Source organism: Herpetosiphon sp. NSE202, assembly GCF_042688385.1.
In the GTDB taxonomy this organism is placed as follows: Bacteria; Chloroflexota; Chloroflexia; order Chloroflexales; family Herpetosiphonaceae; genus Herpetosiphon.
In genome coordinates this window covers 21,132-42,896 of record NZ_JBHUPY010000019.1, presented here as the reverse complement: position 1 = coordinate 42,896, position 21,765 = coordinate 21,132, and the positions used below count along the sequence as shown (strand labels likewise).

At 50.4% G+C, this 21,765-nt stretch carries 18 protein-coding genes and 1 tRNA gene; 10 read left to right on the top strand and 9 right to left on the bottom strand.

Annotation, left to right across the window (positions count from 1 at the left end; genetic code table 11):
• Window positions 1-213: 213 nt before the first annotated feature.
• Window positions 214-1,392: an acetyl-CoA C-acyltransferase gene (locus ACFMKP_RS21095; RefSeq protein ID WP_382294814.1), complete on the top strand. Its 1,179-nt coding sequence runs from the start codon at window positions 214-216 to the stop codon at window positions 1,390-1,392.
• 87 nt (window positions 1,393-1,479) lie between these two features.
• Here ACFMKP_RS21095 and ACFMKP_RS21090 read toward each other — a convergent pair whose 3' ends face one another.
• Complete coding sequence (locus ACFMKP_RS21090; RefSeq protein ID WP_382294813.1) at window positions 1,480-2,448, bottom strand: C45 family autoproteolytic acyltransferase/hydolase; 969 nt, start codon at window positions 2,446-2,448, stop codon at window positions 1,480-1,482.
• 211 nt (window positions 2,449-2,659) lie between these two features.
• Between ACFMKP_RS21090 and ACFMKP_RS21085 the strand changes: the two genes are divergently transcribed.
• Both ACFMKP_RS21085 and ACFMKP_RS21080 read left to right on the top strand, forming a co-directional pair.
• Window positions 2,660-3,820: an acyl-CoA dehydrogenase family protein gene (locus tag ACFMKP_RS21085; protein WP_382294811.1), complete on the top strand. Its 1,161-nt coding sequence runs from the start codon at window positions 2,660-2,662 to the stop codon at window positions 3,818-3,820.
• 125 nt (window positions 3,821-3,945) lie between these two features.
• Window positions 3,946-4,338 (top strand): hypothetical protein, encoded by a 393-nt coding sequence (locus ACFMKP_RS21080; protein ID WP_382294809.1) that lies wholly within the window; start codon window positions 3,946-3,948, stop codon window positions 4,336-4,338.
• Between the two features lie 175 nt (window positions 4,339-4,513).
• Here the strand turns inward: ACFMKP_RS21080 and cobS are convergent, their stop codons facing one another.
• Together cobS and topA are read right to left on the bottom strand one after the other, a co-directional pair.
• The gene (gene cobS / locus ACFMKP_RS21075; protein ID WP_382294807.1) at window positions 4,514-5,263 is read right to left on the bottom strand and encodes an adenosylcobinamide-GDP ribazoletransferase; all 750 of its coding nucleotides are present in this window, start codon (window positions 5,261-5,263) and stop codon (window positions 4,514-4,516) included.
• Window positions 5,264-5,335: 72 nt separating this feature from the next.
• Window positions 5,336-7,717: a type I DNA topoisomerase gene (topA, locus tag ACFMKP_RS21070; RefSeq protein ID WP_382294805.1), complete on the bottom strand. Its 2,382-nt coding sequence runs from the start codon at window positions 7,715-7,717 to the stop codon at window positions 5,336-5,338.
• 786 nt (window positions 7,718-8,503) lie between these two features.
• On the opposite strand from topA, the gene ACFMKP_RS21065 reads away from it, so the two are divergent.
• The 4 genes from ACFMKP_RS21065 to ACFMKP_RS21050 all read left to right on the top strand — a co-directional run bounded on the left by ACFMKP_RS21065 (window position 8,504) and on the right by ACFMKP_RS21050 (window position 11,996).
• The gene (locus ACFMKP_RS21065) at window positions 8,504-10,579 is read left to right on the top strand and encodes a serine carboxypeptidase (protein ID WP_382294803.1); all 2,076 of its coding nucleotides are present in this window, start codon (window positions 8,504-8,506) and stop codon (window positions 10,577-10,579) included.
• Window positions 10,580-10,693: 114 nt separating this feature from the next.
• Window positions 10,694-11,116 (top strand): zinc ribbon domain-containing protein, encoded by a 423-nt coding sequence (locus ACFMKP_RS21060; RefSeq protein ID WP_382294801.1) that lies wholly within the window; start codon window positions 10,694-10,696, stop codon window positions 11,114-11,116.
• Window positions 11,117-11,254: 138 nt separating this feature from the next.
• The gene (locus ACFMKP_RS21055; protein ID WP_382294799.1) at window positions 11,255-11,557 is read left to right on the top strand and encodes a hypothetical protein; all 303 of its coding nucleotides are present in this window, start codon (window positions 11,255-11,257) and stop codon (window positions 11,555-11,557) included.
• Between the two features lie 61 nt (window positions 11,558-11,618).
• The gene (locus ACFMKP_RS21050) at window positions 11,619-11,996 is read left to right on the top strand and encodes a PH domain-containing protein (protein ID WP_012191890.1); all 378 of its coding nucleotides are present in this window, start codon (window positions 11,619-11,621) and stop codon (window positions 11,994-11,996) included.
• Between the two features lie 45 nt (window positions 11,997-12,041).
• Here the strand turns inward: ACFMKP_RS21050 and ACFMKP_RS21045 are convergent, their stop codons facing one another.
• Together ACFMKP_RS21045 and ACFMKP_RS21040 are read right to left on the bottom strand one after the other, a co-directional pair.
• Window positions 12,042-13,793, bottom strand: a complete 1,752-nt coding sequence (locus tag ACFMKP_RS21045; RefSeq protein WP_382294796.1) for a PA domain-containing protein — start codon at window positions 13,791-13,793, stop codon at window positions 12,042-12,044.
• 23 nt (window positions 13,794-13,816) lie between these two features.
• Window positions 13,817-14,650, bottom strand: a complete 834-nt coding sequence (locus ACFMKP_RS21040; protein ID WP_204753983.1) for an alpha/beta fold hydrolase — start codon at window positions 14,648-14,650, stop codon at window positions 13,817-13,819.
• Window positions 14,651-14,803: 153 nt separating this feature from the next.
• Here ACFMKP_RS21040 and ACFMKP_RS21035 point away from each other — a divergent pair, with 153 nt between their 5' ends.
• Together ACFMKP_RS21035 and ACFMKP_RS21030 are read left to right on the top strand one after the other, a co-directional pair.
• The gene (locus ACFMKP_RS21035) at window positions 14,804-15,484 is read left to right on the top strand and encodes a hypothetical protein (RefSeq protein ID WP_382294794.1); all 681 of its coding nucleotides are present in this window, start codon (window positions 14,804-14,806) and stop codon (window positions 15,482-15,484) included.
• A gap of 124 nt (window positions 15,485-15,608) precedes the next feature.
• On the top strand, window positions 15,609-15,968 hold the full coding sequence (locus ACFMKP_RS21030) for a single-stranded DNA-binding protein (RefSeq protein ID WP_110519544.1): 360 nt from the start codon (window positions 15,609-15,611) through the stop codon (window positions 15,966-15,968).
• 48 nt (window positions 15,969-16,016) lie between these two features.
• On the opposite strand, the gene ACFMKP_RS21025 is transcribed toward ACFMKP_RS21030, so the two are convergent.
• Window positions 16,017-16,092: transfer RNA gene (locus ACFMKP_RS21025), tRNA-Thr, on the bottom strand.
• A gap of 358 nt (window positions 16,093-16,450) precedes the next feature.
• Here ACFMKP_RS21025 and ACFMKP_RS21020 point away from each other — a divergent pair.
• Entirely contained in the window at window positions 16,451-16,666 is a 216-nt protein-coding gene (locus ACFMKP_RS21020) for a KTSC domain-containing protein (RefSeq protein ID WP_382294791.1), read from the top strand.
• A 60-nt stretch (window positions 16,667-16,726) separates the two neighbouring features.
• Here the strand turns inward: ACFMKP_RS21020 and ACFMKP_RS21015 are convergent, their stop codons facing one another.
• The 3 genes from ACFMKP_RS21015 to ACFMKP_RS21005 form a co-directional block, all read right to left on the bottom strand.
• The gene (locus ACFMKP_RS21015) at window positions 16,727-20,293 is read right to left on the bottom strand and encodes an ATP-binding protein (RefSeq protein WP_382294789.1); all 3,567 of its coding nucleotides are present in this window, start codon (window positions 20,291-20,293) and stop codon (window positions 16,727-16,729) included.
• An 11-nt stretch (window positions 20,294-20,304) separates the two neighbouring features.
• Window positions 20,305-21,258 (bottom strand): hypothetical protein, encoded by a 954-nt coding sequence (locus ACFMKP_RS21010; RefSeq protein ID WP_382294787.1) that lies wholly within the window; start codon window positions 21,256-21,258, stop codon window positions 20,305-20,307.
• 149 nt (window positions 21,259-21,407) lie between these two features.
• On the bottom strand, window positions 21,408-21,668 hold the full coding sequence (locus ACFMKP_RS21005) for a hypothetical protein (protein WP_382294785.1): 261 nt from the start codon (window positions 21,666-21,668) through the stop codon (window positions 21,408-21,410).
• Window positions 21,669-21,765: the final 97 nt, after the last annotated feature.

Genomic DNA, 21,765 nt, shown 5'->3' with positions numbered 1-21,765 from the left:
CCTCTCCCACTGAACGCGGGCGAGGGGGAGCCAACAAATCGAAAAGCCACGCGCCCGTGGCCCTACTTGGCATCACCACCAATCGAAAAGCCCCTCGCCCATCGGATGGGAGAGGGGTTGGGGTGAGGGGATCAATCAGTCGTTAACACAATGAACCATTACAACTAAACCACTAAATGCGCTTTACAAAGCTACATTAAGGAGTATTCAACGATGAATGAAGCTGTGATTGTTGCTGGTGCGCGAACCGCCGTCGGCAAATCCAAGCGCGGGATGTTTCGCAATAGTCGGCCTGACGATTTGGCAGCGGCAGCGATTAAAGCTGTGGTTGAACAAGCTCCAGGCCTCGACCCACGCGAAATCGAAGATTTGATTTTGGGTTGCGCGATGCCTGAGGGCGAGCAAGGCTTGAATATTGCACGGATTGCCGCGCTGCGCGCTGGCTTGCCAATTGATGTGCCAGCCCAAACCGTCAATCGTTTTTGTGCTTCGGGCTTGCAAACGATTGCCCTCGGCGCAGAACGGATTATGGCAGGTGGCGCTGATGTGATTATCGCTGGCGGCGCTGAATCGATGAGTATGGTGCCAATGTCGGGCAATAAATTTGCCCCCAACCCATGGATGGCCGAGCACTATCCAGAAATTTACATCAACATGGGTCTGACCGCCGAAAACGTCGCCCGTAAATTCAACATCAGTCGCGAAGATGCAGATGCTTTTTCGTATCGCTCGCACATGAAAGCAATCGATGCAATTCAAGCAGGCCGCTTTGCTGATGAAATCGTGCCGGTTGATGTTGAGTTTGCCGAAGCTGAAGCAGGCGGCGCGATCAAGCGCAGCAATGCGACGGTCAAGGTCGATGAAGGCCCACGCCGCGACACCAGCTTGGAAGGCTTGGCCAAATTGCGGCCTGTGTTCCATGTCAAAGGCACAGTAACCGCTGGCAATTCATCGCAGACCAGCGATGGTGCTGCAGCAGTGCTGTTGATGAACCGCCAAAAAGCTGATGAACTTGGCCTCAAACCTTTGGCGCGCTTTATTGGCTTTGCAGTTGGTGGCGTTGGCCCAGAAGTTATGGGTATTGGACCAGTCGTGGCGATTCCCAAGGTTTTGAAAAAGACCGGCTTGAATCTGAGCGACATCGATTTGATCGAATTAAACGAAGCTTTTGGTGCACAAGCTTTGGCAGTGATTCGCGAGCTTGGGATCGACGAAAACAAAACCAACGTCAATGGTGGCGCAATCGCCTTAGGCCATCCACTCGGCTGTACCGGTGCAAAACTGACCGTTCAAATCATCAATGAACTTCGTCGCCGCAATGGCCGCTATGGTATGGTAACGATGTGCGTTGGTGGTGGCATGGGCGCTGCGGGCATTTTCGAGTTGTTGTAAGGCCTGAAACCACGAAGGACACGAAGAGCACTAAGTACGATTAACCAAATCTTCGTGAAACTTCGTGTCTTCGTGGTTAAAACAAGCCTAAAACTCCAACTCACGATAGCCAACTTGGCAGGGTGTACCAAAACTATAGGCTACCCGCCGCTGAGTCAATTCATACAAACCAGACCAAAGCGTGCTCGAAAACTCTTTATGACAACAGACCGGAATCTGATGATCGCTCATGGCTTGGGCGGTTTGCAGCCAAGGATCGCCCTGTTCATGACCGACAGCAGCACATAAAAAAGCTTCGCGCGCCTTGGAATCACTCAGCGGGCGACGGCCTTGCAACGGAATCAAATCGGGATAATTGAAGTGGTTGGTGGTTGCCAACAGCGTATCCGATTCTAAAACGCCGATTGGCTGGCCAGGATAGCACTCTAAACGGGCAAAATGGCCATGACGATCAGCAACAGTGTAGTTAAAGGATGAAAGCTGGGGCAATTCGCGAAACAAGCTAATTACTTCGGCGGTGCTGGTACATAAATCTAAAGCCAAACGCGGCAGCAGATGAAACGGCACGCCGGGCTGCAAATGCTCCTGCCGATCGGCCATAACTTTGTGCAAACCAACAAACAAGCCATGTTCGTTGATGCCATCGTAGCGACCGCCTACCAAGCCACCGTTCATACCAATATGCTTATAGCCGTAGCTGCTGTTGGTCGCAAGCAAATCGCGGGTTGGCATATTGATATAAAAATCATAATTGCGCCCAACGAATACTTGGCCGCTGGAATGTTGCCAGGCCATTGCTGAACAGGCTTGAGGCAAGGCTGCAGCCCGCAAAAACAAACTTCGTTCTGCTGGTGCATCAAACGCAGCAGCAAACGTCGCCAATTCATCCCACAAGGCCGAATGAGTATGCCGAATAATCGCCGCACATTCAGCCAAAAAAGCCAAATCATGCTCCCACGAGCTTGAGCGAAACGGCGATTTAACCCGTTGTAGCATACTCGCCAAATAGCGCCCAATCTCGCTTGGCAAGCCAATTAATTGCAGAAAACGATACATAGCAAGTATGAAGGATGAATTATGAAGGATGAATCGATACTGGACACATACATAGTTTAGCATGAAACGGATAAATTATGAGCCTCTTGAAATTTTATATCAAGCAAAAATATGTGTGTAGGCTATAATTCATCCCTCATCCTTCATAATTCATCCTTTTCTTCATCCTTAATCCCTCATACTTCATCCTTAATTTTAGGAGGTTTCCCCAATGGAACTCAACGAAGAGCTACGCATGTTGCGTGAAACCGTTCGCGATTTCGCCGTCAAGGAAATTAAGCCGATTGCTCGCGAGGTAGACGAAGCAGAGCGTGTGCCATTCGAAACGATTCGCAAAGCTGGCAGTTTAGGCTTGCTCGGTATTCCCTTCCCCGAGGAATTCGGCGGTGCTGACGCTGGGATCGTCGGCTATTGTATTTTGCAAGAAGAAATTAACCGCTATTGCGCCTCAACGGGCACAATTATTGGTGCACACGCTCAGCTATGTGGGATGTCGATTTTTCTTTCGGGCAACGATGAGCAAAAATCACGCTACCTCAGCAAACTCAATGAAGGCAAATTATTGGGTGCTTGGGCGCTCACCGAGCCAAATGCAGGCTCCGATGCTGCCAGCATTACCACCACCGCAACCCAAGATGGCGACGATTGGGTCATCAACGGCGGCAAAATGTGGATCACCAATGGCTCGTTTGCCGATGTGATTGTCGTGTTTGCTTCGACCAATCGCGAGCGCGGCGCACGCGGCGGCATCACGGCGTTTATTGTCGAAAAAGATTTCGCAGGCTTCAAAGTTGGCAAAGTCGAAGAAAAAATGGGCTTGCGCGCTTCGCATACCGCCTCGATTTTCTTTGAAAATTGCCGCGTACCAGCCAAAAACGTGCTTGGCGAAGTTGGGGCAGGCTTTGGCGTTGCTATGAAAACCCTCGATATTGGGCGCTGTGGCTTGGGCGCAAGTGCGCTTGGCTCGGCCAAAGAAGCCTACGATTTGGCCTTGCACTACAGCATTGAACGCCAACAATTTGGCCGCCCAATCGCCGATTTCCAAGCAATTCAGATTAAGCTCGCTGAAATGCGCACCAAAATCTATGCAATGGAGCAAATGGTTTATCACTGCGCGGCCTTGGTTGATGCCAAAAAACCAGCCACACTTGAATCATCGATGGTCAAGTTGTTCTGCACCGAAGCAGCTTCGCAAATTATCGACGAAGCAATTCAAATTTACGGCGGGATGGGCTTTAGCCGCGAAGTACCGCTCGAACGTATGTATCGCGATGCGCGGGTAACGCGGATTTTTGAAGGCACCAACGAAATTCAAAAATATGTGATTGCTGGTGAAGAACTCAAAAAACTGGGCCATAAAATCAAGATGTAGTAACGAAGCTTGTTGCTTGTAACGCTACAATGCCACCATGAATTAAACCATGGTGGCATTCTGTATTTAAACAAGTGAGTATAAGTATGGGTCAAAGATGGCAGTTGGGCTATGGATTACTATTTGTGCTGCTGGCTGGCTGTGGCGAAACTGCCAGCGTTGCATTTGCCGATCTTTGCCAGCAAGCCAATAATGGCCAGTACGTAAGAACGGAAGGCTATCTAGTGGTTGGTTCGTCTATTTTTTGCTCGAATATTGGAGCCAGCCAAATCCAATGTGAGCTTGAGTTTGTTGATGATCTGCGCAACGCCAAGCAGATTGCAGTGATGATAAATGAAGGGACTGGTAAGAATCAAATCGTAGTGCCAGAGAATTATAGCGCGGAGACCATTGTCATTCACGATGATTCGGGAGCGATTATCAAGCTCGGCGAAAAAGTACAGCTTGCTGGCGAAATAGTAATTAATAAAACAAATGTTTGCTTAATCGATACGAAAACGATCAAACGCTTACCATAATCAACGAACCAATGCCCAAATCAGTTGTTTATTGCAATCGTAGCTTGAAAAGTTATGATTTTTTGAGTTTGCTGCAACATTTGCTAACAAAGTCCGTAGATATATCCGAGCAGAAGCGAGTTCAGCAATGAATTTTCGCACTTACCCGCGCCATGGTTTTTGGCGCGGTAGTATTTTAAAGCACGTGATGCTTAACCAAGGCCGCAACTACGGCCAAAACCAGCGTTTCGGCAATTTCGCAGAGCGCGCCATAGGTATCGCCAGTGAGGCCGCCAAGTGAGCGCACCATCCAGCGGGCAATAATAATCGTTGCCACAATTACCACGCCAAAAATCAAGCCAGCCCACCACCAGAGCAAGCCAGCAGCAACCAAACCAGCGCAGATTGTCGCCCACCAAAAATCGCTGCGCCGCGTATGATCGTGGAATGTGCGCCCAAGCCCACCCTCAGCAGCAGGCGGAAACCAAAAAATGCCAATAATATCGACCCAACGGCCAAGCGTTGGCGCAACAATCAACGCCCGCCACGCAAGATCGCCACAGCCAAGCACAAATAGCCATTTCAGTAGCAAAATACTGATCAGCGCAATTGCCCCCATCGTGCCAATGCGGCTATCTTTCATAATTTCGAGTTTGCGCTCACGCGAACGCCAGCTAAACAGCGCATCGGCACTATCGGCAATGCCATCTAAATGCAAGCCGCTGGTGATTGCACCCCAGGTTAAAATTGCACACAAACTGCCAGTTGTTGCGCCCCACAGCCAAGTCGCGCCAAACCATGTTGCCGCCACCAAGCCACCAATCAGTGTGCCCGCCAAAGGAAAAGCGACCATCGAACGCACAAGCGCTTGTTCGCTCATTGCTGGTTTTCCAGGCACAGGCAAGATGGTGAGAAAGCGCAAGGCTTCGGCTAGGTGTTTAATCACCGTATCTCCTTGGTTAAACAGCAACGCAAGGCTTTATCGAACAACGATAAAACCTTGCGTCAAACAAAAACCTTAGGCTACTTCTTCGGAAACTGCGACGGGCAGCGCATTGCTGGCATAGGTACAATCCGGGTAGCGAGTGCACGAATAGAATGTTCGACCACCACGAGCACGTTTGGCAACCACTTTGCCCTCGCCACATTGCGGGCAAGTCGGCGCATCGTTGGGCGTTAGGCGCACAATCGAGCGGCAGGTTGGGTAGCCAGTACACGACAAGAATGGCCCGAATTTGCCCTCTTTTTGCACCATTGGACGATTACATTTGGGGCATTTTTCTTCGGTTGGCTTGGGCGGCGGAATTACCACAAAATCTTTGCCTTGAGCGCGCACCTTGCGAATGCCTTTGCAGGTTGGGTAGTTGTTACAGGCCAAGAACGGGCCAAAGCGACCTTTTTTGAGGCTCATTGGGTTGCCACATTCTGGGCAGGTAGTGTTGCCGAAGATTTCGGGCTGGGTGGCAATATGAATTCCACCTTCGCCATCACGCTCCAAATCGCCAGTCCAACTACATTCTGGATATTGCGAACAAGCCAAGAACTCGCCATTACGGCCCCATTTAATCACCAAATGATTGCTACATTGGGGACATGGCAGCTCGGTTTTGATTTCTTCGCGCTTGACATTGCGCATCTCGGTTTCGGCAGCATGCAAGCGCACAGCAAACGGATCGTAGAATTCGCGCAGCACAGGCACCCAACGGCGCTGGCCCTCGGCAATATCATCAAGCCGCTGTTCCATATCCGAGGTAAAGTTGTAATCGACAATATCTTTGAAGTGCTCAACCAGCAAATCGGTCACCACGCGGCCCAAGGTCGTTGGCATCAATTTCTTTTCAACCAACTCAACATACTCGCGAGCAACAATCGTCGAGATGGTTGGGGCGTAGGTTGATGGGCGGCCAATGCCTTCGCTTTCCATCTGCTTGACCAAGGTTGCCTCGGTATAGCGCGGCGGTGGCGTAGTAAAGTGTTGCTCGCCAAATAAATCGTGCAAATCGAGGGCTTGGCCTTCGTTGAGTTGCGGCAACAAAGCCTCTTTGTCTTCGTCCTCGTCACCTTCATCAAGGCTCACGTTATAGACCGCCAAGAAGCCATTGAATTTGAGCACCGAGCCAGTTGCGCGAAAGGTAAATGGCGCGCCAGCAGCGGTTTTGATGCCAACTCCAGCGCCAATATCGATGCTCGTGCTATCAAAAATTGCTGCTGCCATCTGCGAAGCCATAAAGCGCTTCCAAATCAAATCGTATAAGCGCAGCTCATCGCGGCCAATCGTGGCTTTTAATTGATCAGGTCGGCGCATAACGCTGGTTGGGCGAATTGCTTCGTGAGCTTCTTGTGCGCCTTTGGCCTTAGTTTTATAGATATTGGGTTTGGCTGGCGCATATTCTTTGCCATACAGCTCAGTAATTAAGCTGCGAGCCTCGTTTTGCGCATCGACCGCAACGTTGGTCGAGTCGGTACGCATATAGGTAATCAAGCCGACCGTGCCATCCTTGCCGCCAACATCAACCCCTTCATAGAGCTTTTGAGCCACTTGCATGGTGCGTTTGGAGCTAAAGCCAAGCTTGCGGCTGGCCTCTTGTTGCAAGGTACTGGTGATAAATGGTGGCGAAGGCGAGCGGCGTTTATCTTTACGCGTAATCGCCCCAACAATATAATTTGCGCCTTCCAAGGCATTCAACACAGCATCAGCATCGTCTTTGCTGGGAATCGCAAATTTATCGAGCTTTTTGCCATTGCGGGCGTGGAGAATTGCGCGAAAAATATCGTTTTTAGCCAGCTTTTTCAAGCCAGTTGGCGATAAATCGGCTTCGATCGTCCAATATTCTTTGGGTTCAAAGCCTTCGATTTCGCGTTCGCGCTCGACGACCATGCGCACAGCAACCGATTGAACGCGGCCTGCTGAAAGCCCACGCCGTACTTTGGCCCACAAAATTGGCGAAATTTTATAGCCAACTAAGCGATCGAGCACCCGCCGCGCTTGTTGGGCATCGACCAAGTTCGCATCGATTTCGCGGGGATTGCGAATTGCGCTTTGGATCGCTTCCTTGGTAATTTCATTAAAGGTAATCCGATAGACTGGCTTGCGTTTGCCAATATTGGCTGCCTGCAAAATATGCCAAGCAATTGCTTCGCCTTCGCGGTCGTGGTCGGTTGCGAGGTAAATTGCAGAAGCAGCTTTGATTTCGCGTTTCAAGTCGGCAATGAGCTTATCTTTGCCCGCGCTAATTTCATAGACCGGGGTAAAATCATTGTCAATATCAATGCCAATTTTACTCTTGGGCAAATCGCGCACATGGCCCATGCTCGCGGTGACGCGATAGCCAGCGCCCAGATATTTTTGAATCGTTTTTGCTTTAGCTGGCGACTCAACAATCACCAATTTAGTATCCATAGGGTTTTTCCTTAAAAGTTCACACTGTGCCACCAACCGACGCATTCGAAACGCGGCGAATCAGTTCAAAGTTGACGTGTACTGGAGCAGCGTCGCTTAGGTGGCCTCGTTGAGGCACGAGCGGGAATTCGTGCGGCGTGAAGTACAGTGCCACAACTATCCACTTCTGTCAATATAGCGCATAGCGAAAGTATGAAGGATGAGGGATGAAGGATGAAAGCCGATAACCCAACGCCCGATCCCCGATCCCCAGACCCTGGTCCCTACAATTTGCCTTCTGCCTTTTGCCTTTTACCTTCATGCTTATGTTCTATGTGTATTGGATCATTCCCTCACCCCCAGCCCCTCGCCCACTGAACGCGGGCGAGGGGAGCACCGGTTTTTACCGACGCGTTGCGCAAGAACCACGATGTTAAAGCCCCTCGCCCGCCGCGTGGGAGAGGGGTTGGGGTGAGGGGATCAAGCTGCCTTTAACGCAATGAACCAGTACACATAGCCGATAGCCCAACGCCCGATCCCCAATCCCTGATCCCTGATCCTTACAATTTGACTTTTGATTTTTGACTTTTACCTTCATGCTTATGTTCTCTGTTCTCTGTTCTATGCTCTCTGTTCTTTTTTGATTTTTGCCTTTTGCCTTCTGACTTTCGCCTTGCATTGCCTTGAGCTACAATAATCGGCTATAATCCATCTAGAAACATTGCTGTACTTCGCTATGCTCACTCCCTAATCTCAACCGCGATCGATCCAACCTCCAATTCGCTAGGCTTGCAATGAGGATTCACTATGAAAGAAGTTGTCTGTATCACGCTCGGTCGTTCGCGGCGTGACTTTAGCTTTACAACAACGCTGTTGGGCGAAGAAATACGGGTGCGCCGCATTGGAGCCGATGGCGATGTCGAACGGGTCAAGCAGTTGATTCGCGAGCACGATGGCAAGGTCGATGCAATTGCGCTTGGTGGGGTGATTGCTGATTTTCGGGTTGGCAAGGCCAGCTATCAACACAACCAAGCTTATACGATTGTCAATCAAGCTCGCACCACCCCCACCGCCGACGGCGTGCTACTCAAATCGACGCTCGAACGCTGGACGGTTGCCCAAGCTGTGGCCCGCGAGCCTGGCCGCTTCAATTATCGGCGGGTTTTGGTTTTTTCGGGCATCGAACGCTATTCCTTGGCCGAATCGCTGAGCAACTATAACGTCGATTTACGCTTTGCCGACCCCAAGGTGCATTATGGTTTGCCGTTTACGCTTAGCTCGCTGAGCCAATTGGAGCGCTACGCCAAATTTGCCATGCCCGATTTGGCCAAAAAGCCTTATCGGCGGATTCACCCAATTGGCAAGGGCGCAACCCACGATAGCCGACTGGAAAAAGATTGCGCATGGGCCGATGTGTTGGCTGGTGATTTTGCCTTCATTCGGCGTTACGCTCCCCAAGATTTGCGTGGCCGCACGATTTTGACCGACGATCCCTCGCCTGCTGAGATTGAAGATTTGCGCCAACGCGGAGCACATACCTTAATTACGCTTACGCCAAAAATTAGCGAAGAGCATCCGTTTGTTTCGGCAGATGTGCTTGAGGCCATGATTTTGGCCGTAACTGGCAAGCGCGAGCTTGATGAAGCAACCGTTTTGCAAATTACCGCCGATGCCAATTGGGAACCGCACATTCAGCGCCTGACCAACGATGAAGAATTAGAAAAATTTGCCTTTGTGATTCACCCGCTCTCGACCAAATTTATCTATAAAGATCCGCGCTTCAAAGTGCTCAAATATGTGCCGCAGCGCTTGGTCGAACGCGCTATGGCCCATTTGCCACCAATGTATCTTTCGAAGATGAAGGGCATCAAATCGACGGGCACGGGCAAAGAGATTGAGGGCATTTTGCTGACCTTGGGCGCTACGCCACGCGAATTAATGCGCCGCCCAACGGCATTTACCTATCGCCGCTTGATCAAAGCAGCGCGCATGGCCGAACGCATGGGCGCAAAGCTGATGGGATTGGGCGCATTTACCTCGGTGGTTGGCGATGCAGGCATCACAGTGGCCCAAAAATCCGATATTGGGATTACCTCGGGCAACTCGCTGACCGTCGCCGCAACCCTTGAAGCCGCCAAACAAGCAGTTATTCTGATGGGCGGGCGGGTTGATCAAGGCACTGCTGTCGTGATTGGGGCAACTGGCTCGATTGGCGCGGTTTGCTCGCGCTTGCTGGCCCAAGCCATTGGCGATGTGGTGCTCATTGCACCACGGCCTGAGCGCTTGATTGCCTTGAAAAAGCAAATTGAGGCCGAAACGCCCAACGCCAAAGTGACGATTGCCACCAAAGCTGATGATTATGTTGGCAGCGCCGACTTAATTGTTACTACCACGACCGCCCTCAATACCAAAATTGTCGATATTGAACGCCTAAAACCTGGCGCGGTGGTCTGCGATGTGGCCCGTCCACCAGACATCAAAGAAGAAGATGCAGCCAAACGCCCAGATGTGTTGGTGATCGAATCGGGCGAAATTACTTTGCCCGGCGAGGTTGATTTTGGCTTTGATATTGGCTTGCCAGCAGGCACGGCCTATGCTTGTCTCTCGGAGACAGCACTCTTGGCGCTTGATGGCAAGTTCGACGATTACACCCTTGGCCGCAACATCGAAATGGATCGCGTCAAGGAAATGTATCGTTTATTCAAAAAGCATGGGCTTAAATTAGCTGGTTTGCGCACCTTCGACGAGTATGTAACGCCCGAAATGGTGGCTGAAAAACGCCGTTTGGCCGATCAGCGGCGCAGAGATTTGGGCTTGCCAGTAACCACCGAGGCAGAAACCCTAACCAGCGAAATGCCACTCGAAGTTGGTGGCAGCAGATAACGACCGTCAACGGCGTAGGCATTGAGCTTGCGCCGTTGCTTTTTTCGCTGTAACACTCGCTGGCTAGCAGCGTATGGGTTTTGCTTGAAACAAGCATCTACTAGCGAGAGATTGATGATGCAAGCATGTACCTATTGTGGCGGCAATGTCCCCGACGATTGGGAAGAGTGTATAACCTGCGGCTGGCTGCGCGATGGCTCGTTGGCGCTGCCGCTTGAGCCTGCCAAATGTCCCTATTGCGGCGATGAAGTACCTGAAGATTGGGAAGAATGCCCAAGCTGTGGCTGGCTCCGTGATGGCTCGTTGGGAATAGCCCTGCCAGAACCGCCACCGCCAAGCGTGCGCCAATTAATCTGCTTGCGCTGTCAGGCCCAAATGACCTTTTTGGGCTTCAAGCAATTTCGCGAAAGCTCAAACTCGATGGATATTTTGCAAGGTCGCTTTGGCTCGTTTCGCCACGATTATCAAATTTTGGAATTACATGGCTGTGGCTATTGTGGCTATGCAGAATTGGCCTTGCCGCATATTGGTAGCTAAGGTTCGTTCACCCCAACCCCTCTAACGTGGCATGGGCAAGTGACTTTAATGCGGTGGTTTTGGCCTGATTCTTTAAATCGCCAATCGTGTTCCCCCTCGCCCGCGTTCAGTGGGTGAGGGGGCTAGGGGGTGAGGGAATTGCAACAGTGTAGTTATTGTGGCGCTGACGTTGCTGACAATTGGGAAGAGTGTACAACTTGTGGCTGGCTGCGCGATGGCTCGTTGGCCTTGGCTAGCCCAATTGGCGAGCGCCAAGTCGACTGCTTGCGCTGCGAGACGGCGCTTGAATTTCGTGGCGTAAAGTATTTCCACGAAGGTTTATCCTTAACTGGAGCCTTGGTGGGCGCAGTTGGCAACTTCATCAAGCGCGAACGGCTGGAAATGTATGTTTGCCCGCAGTGTGGCCGCTGCGAATTATTTGAGCCTGAGCTAGGCCGCTAACGCAACAATCGACAGCTTGCGGCGTATAAACCCATAGCGAACCACAACAGGAGGAACTACTATGGGCTTATTTGATGGATTAATGGGCAACGCTTCGGAAGTCGATCCGCAGGCAGCGCAACGCGATTTTGCCCAACTACTGGCGTGGGGCGAACAAGTTCAACGAGCCTATCAACTCATTCGCGATTTCTTTATTTTTACCGATAAACGCTTGATTTTGGTCGATAAACAGGGCATTACTGGCAGCAAAGTTGAATATCATTCGATTCCCTATCGCAGTATCACCCACTTTAGCATCGAAACCGCTGGCCATTTTGATCTCGATGCCGAGTTGAAAATTTGGATTTCGGGCAATCCTGTGCCGATTCAAAAACAATTCAATAGCCGCATCAATATTTATCAGTTGCAAGCTGTTTTGGCTGCCTTTGTTGCTCGTTAAATAAAAATAGCTCGCATGAAAAAATCATGCGAGCTGTATTTTAATTTATTCGGCGTGAAACTCCAATACATACAAGCCATAGTTAAAATCGCTGACATAGACATATTGATCGCGCACTTGCACGCCCCACAAATTGACACTTGGCGAATTGCCGTTTGGCCACGCCGCAACCTCTTTTGGCTGGCTAGGATCGCTAATATCGAGCATGCGCAAGCCATCGCGATACCACGAAGCATACAAATATTGGCCTTGAACCTCGGAATTATGCACAGTTGGGTTGGTAGCACGCTTCGCATCAATTGAATTTGGCGTGTTATAACGGCCAATTTCAACTGGCTTGCTCGGATCGCTCAGATCAAAGAATTGAATTGCCCCGCCACCATCAAAATACTGTTCGATTGTTGCCTTAGCCTCAGGTTGGCTCAGCAAGGCCGCAGCGGTCGTGCTGCTCAGCAAATACATCGGCAGATTAAAATCAGTGATCAAATCAACATCATCACCAAATGCTAACTCCTGATAAGGCTTGTTGGCGTAGATCAACAAGCCTGCTGCCTTGCCATTTTGAGCCACGATAAACTTACGCTCAATCGAACAGCCCGCCATTTCGATCAATACAAAGCGACCAGCAAAATCGGGATAGTCGGCCTTCGGATCGCATGCTTGCTCAAGCACCACAAACTCGGTACTCAAGGGAGCAGCAAGCTTTTCACCAAAAGGCAACGAATGGGCGTAAGCTGGCTCGGCAAGTGCTGGGTGGCTAATTTTGACTTGGGCCTTGCTAAAATCTTCGTTATTCAAGGCCAAGAATTGCCCGTCATTCCAATCGACAACCGAGTGAGCATCGCCCTCGGCGAGCGCTGGATAGGGCGTTTGGCCAAGGTAGACTGGTTGGGTCGGGTCTTGAATATCCAAGATAATCACGCCTGCATCCCAATATGAGAGATAGGCGCGTTGGCTATTGCTGCTGGCCCGCACGCTATGCAAAAAGATTCCAGGAAAATTACCACGCGCTAGGTCGGCATAATCAAGCATTTGCCAATCAGGCTTTTGATCAATGCCCCAGCGGCTGAGCTTAGTTGGTTTGCTTGGCGTGCTCAAATCGACAATCCACAATTCAGCCCGATGTTCAACTCTAGGGGTTGAGCCAAACAAGTTGTTGGTTGGCGCTGCAAGCAAGGCCAAGGCTTGGCCACTTGCGTTAACGGTCAGATCAAGCTCATGCACGCCGAGGGTGGTTGCAAAACGAGCCAATTCGACTGGTTTGCTTGGATCGGTAATATCCAAAATTTGAATGCCTGGCTTGGTTTCGCCGCTGCACGGCTGCATGCCCACAATTGCAATATCCTGCTCGCCAATCCGCGCCATATCCATATCTTCGAGCGACACATTTTTGACCACCGGCGAGTAGCCAGCAACTTCTGGCTGGCGCGGATCGCTCACATCAATTATGGTAATCCGATTTTCGAGTTGGCATGAACCTGGCTGCATGCCCAACAAAATCAAATCGTTGTAAAGCGTAAGATCGGCGTGACGACCCTCGGTCGGCGGCTTGAGCCGCAATCCGCCAACTTGCTCAAAGTGCGGGCCGCTGATAATTGGCGTTGCGGTGGCAGCTGGACGCGGCGTTTTAGTCGGATTTTGATTTGGACTATCTTTATCACTGCGTGTTGGCAGCACAGTTGGTTTATTGGCAAGCTCAGTTGGCGTAGCAGGAGTGGCATTTTGGCTGGCGCAGGCAGCGATCAAGCTTAGGCAGACTGCCAAACCAAAGCAGCGCGATAGACGTTGAAACAACATTTGTTCTCCTCTCAGCATAGTTTTTATGCGTGGCTTGCTGGTTGTTGGCGCATAAATTGAAAAATCGTGCGAATAAATTTAACTGGTTCCTCGAACGGTGGGCAATGGCCGCTGCGTTCGAAGTGAATCAAGGTGGATTGCGGCAAGTGTTCGTGCAAATATTCGCCAACTTTGCCTGGGTAAAGCCAGCTTTGCGCGCCATAGCACAACAGAATTGGCACATCCATCGTTGCCAACAAATCACGATAATCACGATCGGCCATATCTTCAGCCAAAGGCAAAAGCGCTTTGGGATCGTAGTTGCGACGATAGGGCGAGGTAAACCAGGTGGCAAAGCGTAATAGCGCGCGATTGGGATGCACAACCCCCATTGCAAAGCGGCGCAACACCCGGCGTTGTTGGCTTTCAAACAATTGGCGCATACTGGTGATATGGTCGGCGGTGTAAGCCCCGAACAAACCCATGGTCCATTCTGTGCTGGTTTGCATACATGGGGTCTGATCAACTAAGACAATACTTTTGAGATTATCGACCCCAAACTGGCGCACATATTCAAAGGTCGTCAAACCGCCCATCGACCAACCAACGATTGTTGGTTTTTCAAGTTTGAGGTGCTCGATTAATTGATGCAAATCTTGGGCTAGGCGGGCAATGGTCAGCGAGCCTTGGCCTGGAGTGCGCCCATGGCCCCGCAGGTCGATTGCGATACAGCGATACCAACGGCGCAGCGCTGTGGTGATGCCAACCCAGTGTGAACCTGCGCTTGTCCAGCCATGAATAAAGATAATTGCTGGCTTTTGGCCGCCAGTGTCAGTGTAAAAGATCGGGTTTTGATCATCGGCTAAAAAGCTTGACATAGCATCCTCCATAGTTTAGGGGTGTTTCGCGGCCAGCAAGATCGATTTGTGACGTTATTTGACACAACTGTCAGCTATACTCATCTCAAAACCAAGCGGGTCGTGATAGTAAACGCTGGGATGAGTATTAACGATTGAACTGGAGTACAAACGATGGAACAGGAAGCTTTAGTAACCCGCACCTACCGCGCTGCAATTCGCTCTGGAGATGATTATATAACGATTGAAGAGACAATTGCACTCCCTCCAACGGCTGATGATGCAGCAATCAGTCAAGCTGTCGAAACCGGCTGGCGCATCTTTCGCGCTCAACAAGCAGCGGTCGAGGCCCAAATTAATGCCTTGCGTGATGCTCACCCTGCGATCAATACGCCACGCATCGCCGACCCCGATTCGCCTGCGAGCGAAAAACAACGCTCGTACTTAGAGTATTTGATCAACGCCTTGGCAATTAACGATGGTCAGATGCAAGCAACCTTGCAAGAACACAATGCAAGCTACGAAACCCTGACCAAAGGCCAAGCCTCGGAAATTATCGATGGCTTGAAGCAGCAATTAGATCAGAAGCCAGCAACCAACCAAGCGAGCGCTACGGCTCCGGTCGCTGCTAGCCCAAGTGCCAACAGCACCAGCAACATGCTCGAATCGACGGCAAGCGAGCCACCAGCCAGCACCCGCCAATTGGCAGCGCTGCAACGGGTCGCCGGTCAGCAAGGCGTTGATCTGAACGTTGAAATTCGGCAACGCTTTGGCGCGCAACAGCTTGATGATCTTTCGGTCAACGAAGCAGGCGCATTGTTGCAAGAACTGCAACAACGCAGCTTACGCCGCTAAAAGTCCTAGAGCTGGCTAGCCCGTGCACTAGCAAAAATAATGACTATTGGCTAGCCAAAAATTCACAATCTGCGTCTCTAACTATGGGCAACTGAGTAAGTACACTAAACCAGAGGAGTTTCAAATGAACGTTAAAGGAACCGTAAATCGAGTTGAATTGATCGGCTGGCTGGGCGGCGAACCAACCCAACGCTTTTTGCCATCGGGTGTTGGGGTCTGCGATTTCAATGTGGCGACCAAGCGCTTTGGCAGCAAAGACGAACAAGGTGAGCAAACCTTCGACACCGAATGGACGACGATCGAAGCCTGGAATGGGCTTGGCGATATTTGCCAAGATCGCTTGCACAAAGGCAGTCGGGTTCGAGTAGTTGGCAGCTTGCACACCCGCTCGTGGGAAGACAAAGACAGTGGTCAGCGCCGCTCCAAAACCGTCGTCCGCGCCGATGAAGTCTTGTTTCTCGATAGCTACGGCAACGACGAATAAGCCTAAAAAGCCAAAGCCCTCAGCAAATTTGCTGAGGGCTTTGATCTTTGGAGCCGCATGTCGGACTTGAACCGACGACCTACCACTTACAAGGCGGTTGCTCTACCAACTGAGCTAATGCGGCTTAACGCGAATTATTATACGCATGAATCGTGGTTTGGTCAAGATACCACAAAAGAACATAGAACATAGATGGAATCGTTCATTGCGTTAACGACGACTTGATCCCCTCACCCCAACCCCTCTCCCACGTGGCGGGCGAGGGGCTTTAACACCTTGGTTTTACCGCAATTCTTCATTCAAAATGGCGGCTCCCCCTCGCCCGCGTTCAGTGGGCGAGGGGGCTGGGGGGTGAGGGAACATGGTTGCTAACCCAATGTACCATTACACCTACTCACTGGCTCCTCGACCCTTGAGCCAGTAGCCAAACGACTAGAAAATTTATACAATCAGCCAACTAGCGTGCTTAACGGAGGCAGGGTATGAAACGAACTCCAGTTGATTCATCAAATTTGGCTTCGGTTGGCTATGACCCTACAGACCAAACCTTAGAGATTGAATTTAACAATCGCTCGATCTATCAGTACTCAAATGTTCCTGAAGAGGTTTATGCTGAACTGATGAGCGCAGATTCCCATGGACGCTACTTCAATCACAATATCAAAGGTGCGTATCCGTATCGTCAAGTTTCGCGCTAAACAGCAACAGGGCTGGCAATTGCCAGCCCTGCTTTGTTTTTGAGTGACTATTTGAATCGCCTAGACATCCAAGTTTTTCACGTCGGCGGCGTGGGTTTGGATAAAGCGTTTGCGCGGCAAGACAATTTCACCCATCAACATCGAGAAGGTTTCGTCAGCAGCCAGAGCATCTTCAATCGTCACCTGCAAAATCATGCGATTGCCAGGATTGAGCGTCGTGTCCCACAATTGGTCGGGGTTCATTTCGCCAAGCCCTTTAAAGCGCTGAACGATGACTTTGGTGCCAGCTGGCAATGAACGAATATATTCATCGCGGGTTGCTTCATCGTAGACGTATTTATAGGCCTTGCCATGTTGCACCCGGAACAATGGTGGTTGGGCAACATACAAGTGGCCATTGGTGATCAAATCACGCATATGGCGGAAGAAGAAGGTCAGCAACAAGGTGCGGATGTGACTTCCATCCACATCAGCATCGGTATTGTGAGCATACAAACCACCAGTGCCACACAAGAAGTTTTCGTCTTCTTCGACCGAGAAGTCGTAGACAAACTCGCCAGTTGGGGCTAGTTCTTCAACCGCTAAGACTTCTAAGCCAACCATATCGTCGCTAATTGGCGTGAAGGCTTGGGCTTTGGTCGTTGGTTTAGCCAAATGAGCTTCGACTTTGGCGGCCAGATGATGGCGTTGCCATACGCTGCGCAATTGTTCTAGCTGTTGCTTGCCACTAATTGCAATGTTGTAGTAGTCGTGCACAGTTTGAATTGGTACATCGGCTGGTAAGTTGGGCTTGATGTTGCTCACGCCAGCAAAAATACCAAGTTGGCCAAACACATAGAGCAAGCCATCTTTGAGTTCTGGCGAGTTGGTTGTCATGCTAATGGAGCTATCGCTGAGCGTGCCATCACCAAGGAAATAGCCTTCGAGATAGCTGCGTTGTAAATCGCTGCTCAAGCTAAAGAGCATATCGGGCACTTGTTTTTGATGAGCAACAGCACCCAAGCCCAAAGCACGAATCAAGCAGGCGGCCAAAACGCTATGGAAGTAGCATTTGATTCCGCCATTATCGGGCGATTGATAGAAACGTGGCGTTTCACCAAAAAGCTGTTCAATCGTGGTTTTTAGCTCAGCGAAGAAGGCTGCATCTTTTTGACCTAACGACAAACTAACTTGATGTTTGCTCAAGGAACCTTCGGCAGTAAACCAGCCCAAGAACCACAGCAATTCTGGCGTGATTGCCAACATACGTGGGAAGGCTCGATCGTCGTGGGCTTGCGGCACAAGCTCAACATCACGATCAAGCAAATCTAGCTCATCGTTGTTGAAACTAGCAAAAGCTTTGTAGTTACTGACTTCACGCCAGCGTGCGTTGCCACTGCTATCATCTTGCAACAACAAACGCTCGATCTTCGAAGGTACCAACTCATAGCTGATTGGTTCTTCCCAGCCAATCGTTGCCAAGTAGTTATCGAATTGCGATTGAATAGGCCGCAGCATGCCACGTTCCCATTGGCTAATCGTAATTGCTTGCTTCACCCCAAGCCGTTGGGCAACCATTTTTTGGCTTAAGCCATGGGCTTGGCGATATTCAACCAAACGTTCCCACGCAGCAGTATGCAAGCTGATGCGGGCTTCGTTCCATTGCTCAGGCTGCGAAACATTGTTTAACACTCGCTGAGCAGCAATTGAGCGCACGCTTTCGCCCCGCAGATAAAGATTATCAATCAAGCCTGCTTCAGCAAACAACTTGATCAGGTCGATTTCGCGAGGTTGGATTGCTGGCCGGGGAATCCGACGGCTGGCAACCAATTGATCACCAAGTTTGATCTGATTGCCTTTTTTCAAGACTGGCTGGCCATTTTCAAGCACAAACACGCTATGCGAGGCAGTTACTTTGACCGAACGACCATAGCGCGTGCTAAGTTTGTACATTGGCTCGTGGTTAGCGTGGCGCATCACTGCTTTGAGTGGGCGGAAGCGCGCAAGATTGCGTTTTTGGTCGAAGCTAATTACTTCGTACTCGCTTGCCTGGCGTTGGCCTGCAATACATTGATCGATAAATTCGCCAATGCGCACAAATTCAGTATGGCCTTGACCATTGCGAATGAGGGTTGGTTCATCGCCAGCAACGCTCATAATCAATATGCGATGGTATCGTAAGCGCGAAATATCGAATGTTTCGCCGATACCAGTGCCAAGTGCAGTAATTAATGCACGAACTTCGTTATTGGCAAGCATTTTATCCAAACGTGATTTTTCGACGTTCAGAATTTTACCGCGCAAAGGCAAAATTGCTTGGAACCGCCGATCACGGCCTTGCTTAGCGCTTCCACCGGCGCTATCACCTTCGACGATGAAGATTTCGCAGTGGGCTGGCTCTTTATCTGAGCAGTCGGCGAGCTTGCCGGGCAAGGCAAAGCCTTCGAGTGCGCCTTTGCGTTGCACCAAATCGCGGGCCTTGCGCGCTGCATCACGGGCACGTGAGGCCAAGAGTGATTTTTCGATAATTCGGCGAGCTTCGTTGGGATTTTCATCCAAAAAGCCCGAAAGTGCTTCATTCAGCACCGTTTCGACTGCGGTTTTGGCTTCTGGCGTGGCCAACTTCGATTTAGTTTGGCTTTCGAATTGTGGGCGGAACAGTTTGATGCTGATAATTGCGGTCAAACCTTCGCGCACATCTTCGCCAGAAAGCGTATCACCTTCTTTGAGCAAGCCTTTGCTGCGGCCATAGGCGTTGATAGTACGGGTTAGGGCTGCGCGATAGCCAGTAACGTGCGTGCCACCATCGGGATTAGCAATGTTATTGGTAAAGGCCAAGAGATTTTCGTTAAAATCGCCAGTGTATTGCATAGCAATTTCAACATTAACATTTTCATGGGGTTTTTCAACATAGAACGGTTGCGCGAGCAATGGGCCTTTTTCGCGGGTCAGATGACGCACGAACGAGACAATCCCACCATCGAAATAGTAGGTTACTTCGCGATCGTTGTTATAATCGACCAGTTTGAAGCGCAGGCTCTTGTTGAGGTAGGCCATATCGCGCAAACGGTTCGACAAGGTGCGATAGTTGAATTCGACGGTGGTAAATAATTGGGCATCTGGTTTGAAGATAATCGTCGTACCAGTGCCTTCAGCATCGCCAACCTGGTGAACTGGCGCTTGAGGCATGCCGAGGCGAAAATCTTGGGCCCACAATTTACCATCGCGTTTAACTTCGGCGCGCAGGAATTCGGAAACCGCGTTAACTGCCGAAACCCCGACCCCGTGCAAACCACCTGAGACTTTATAGCCTTGCGAGCCTTTGAATTTACCGCCAGCGTGCAGCTCGGTCAGCACAATTTCGAGTGCTGACCGACCTTCGACGGGGTGAATATCGGTAGGAATCCCGCGCCCATTATCGACGACAGCAATTGAACCGTCAGTGCGCATTTCGACGATAATCGTATCGCAGTAGCCAGCCAAAGCCTCGTCAACCGAGTTATCGACAACTTCATAGACCAAGTGATGCAAGGCCGATGTGTCTTGGCCACCGAGATACATCCCCATGTTTTCGCGTACTGCTTCCAAGCCGCGCAACATTTGAATCTGAGCGGCATCGTATGTACTCTGATTAGGATTTGTCGCCATCGAATCGAACCTCACTTTTGTGTTAGGGCAACAGGAAAACGGTGGGCAAGTGAGCCAACACGTTCGTTATAAAAGACTAATTTGGCTGCTTGTAAACTACAGCTGAGCAACCCAAACAGGGCGCTTGCTGCAAGAATGCTGATCATGTTGGTGGCTAGGGGCCGCAGCAAAAAGGCCGTCCCATGAATCAAAACCCCGCTAGCCAGAATTAGCGGCAGGGCTTCGCGTGGTTGTTGACGCACCAAGTTGTAGCTCTGATAGAGCGCAATCAAGGCAGATTGTTGACCAAGCATAATTGCTGCAGGCGCAAGGCTAGCATAGACCCAGAGGGCAATGAGCACCATGCCAAAGGCGGCAAGCACCAATTGCGCCCCAAACGCGCTGGCAGAGAGCAAAAAGCTCGCAGCAACCACTGCCGGGATGCCAAATAACAAGCCTAAGCCAACGATAATCATGCTCAGTTTGGCTAAGTTCCAGAGCTGTTTGGGCAGAGCAGACCATGCAGGCTGCGCCTGATCGAGATTGCGCCCCAGCCAGAACAAAACGATTGTGCTGAAGCCAAGCCCAAGCACATTCAACCCAAGCACCAAGAGCAAGGTCAACCAGCCATCGAACAGCCATGGCGCGCCGCTATGCAGCGAGGGCGAGCCAGCGCCGCTAAACAAACTTGGCACAAGGTAGGTTCCGACTGCGCTCGAACGCAAATCGACAGTTTGCAACAGCTCGTTGGCCTGCGCCCAAAGTTGTTGGCCTTGCGCACGGCTAAATCGATTGACCACGCTGCTAATGCTGGCAAGCCAACGATTAGGCGCTAACGCTGGCATTAATGTCAGCCAGAGGTCAAGCAAAATGGGTATTAAAATAACCCAAGGTGCGCGACGAACGATGCGAAATCCTTGGCTTAGACGTTCCGGAAGATTACGCCGTTGTGGCTCTTGGGCTTGTGGTTGTAAACGTCTATTCATGGCTTTATTATACCACAAAAGCCCTATTCTAACATAATATTTTAGCACAAAATTTCTATATTTAGAACATAGAGCAAAGAGCATTGAACATAGAATTGAAAGCTAGTTTATAGCCACAGATTGCACAGATTATTGTTGATTATGTCCTCCTAGCCCAAAGCCAATAGCCCATAGCCATCATTGCTCTGCGCCGCTGGGTTAAAATTACGAGTCATAAGGGCTTTTTTAACCACGAAGAACACGAAGAGCACGAAGGTTTCGTTTTTAGCCACGAATTGCACCAATTGCACGAACAATATTCCGAATATAGAGGTAGTTTTTTTAACCACGAAGAACACGAAGAGCACGAAGGTTTCGTTTTTTTGCCCCAGATTCCACAGATTGGTTTGATTCTTGACTTCATCCTTCATCCCTCATCCTTCATCCTTCATCCCTCATCCTTCATCCTTGTTCTATGCTCTATGTTCTATGTTCTTTCCCCTATGCTACAATAGCGCTCACGACCAA